A 521-nucleotide genomic window follows, 5' to 3' on the forward strand; every position below is an offset into this window, starting at 1 on the left:
CCCCCCACGTTTCGTGATGCCGAGCGCCTGAGCCATTCTCCACCGTCCAGGTTCAGCGGACGGGAGCGGAACGATGGCCAAGACGCGCGAGGACCGGCGCCAGTTCTGGCGTGATCATGTGCAGGCGTGGCGCCGGAGCGGCGACCGGCGGGATGACTACTGCCGCGAGCACGGTCTGAACGAGCAGACATTCAACCTATGGGTGGGCCGGCTGCGCGATGAGCTTCGGCCCGGTTCCAACGGCGCTCCGCGCACCACCGACAAGGCGAGCCCGGAGACGTCGGCCGCGCCGACGTTCATCCCGGTCGAGATCGTGGCGGACGACGAGACGCCGTCGAACAGCGGCTCAACGCCTACCTCGACGATCGAGGTGGATGCCGGCAGCGTCACGCTCCGCGTCGGAGCGGATGCCGACACGGAGGTGCTGGCCCGGATCATCTCGGCGGCGCGGCGGGCAACATGATCACGCCGCCCGCGGACGTTCGCATCGTGCTGGTCGCGGAACCGGTCGACTTTCGAAA

Annotated in this window: 1 protein-coding gene; it reads left to right on the top strand. The window is 68.7% G+C overall.

Features of this window, described 5'->3' with window-relative positions; translation table 11 throughout:
• The first annotated feature begins 73 nt into the window (after nt 1-73).
• On the top strand, nt 74-463 hold the full coding sequence (tnpA, locus tag CKO28_RS27975) for an IS66 family insertion sequence element accessory protein TnpA (protein WP_200344833.1): 390 nt from the start codon (nt 74-76) through the stop codon (nt 461-463).
• Nucleotides 464-521 lie beyond the last annotated feature (58 nt).

The organism is Rhodovibrio sodomensis, from assembly GCF_016583645.1.
Classification (GTDB): Bacteria; Pseudomonadota; Alphaproteobacteria; order Kiloniellales; family Rhodovibrionaceae; genus Rhodovibrio; species Rhodovibrio sodomensis.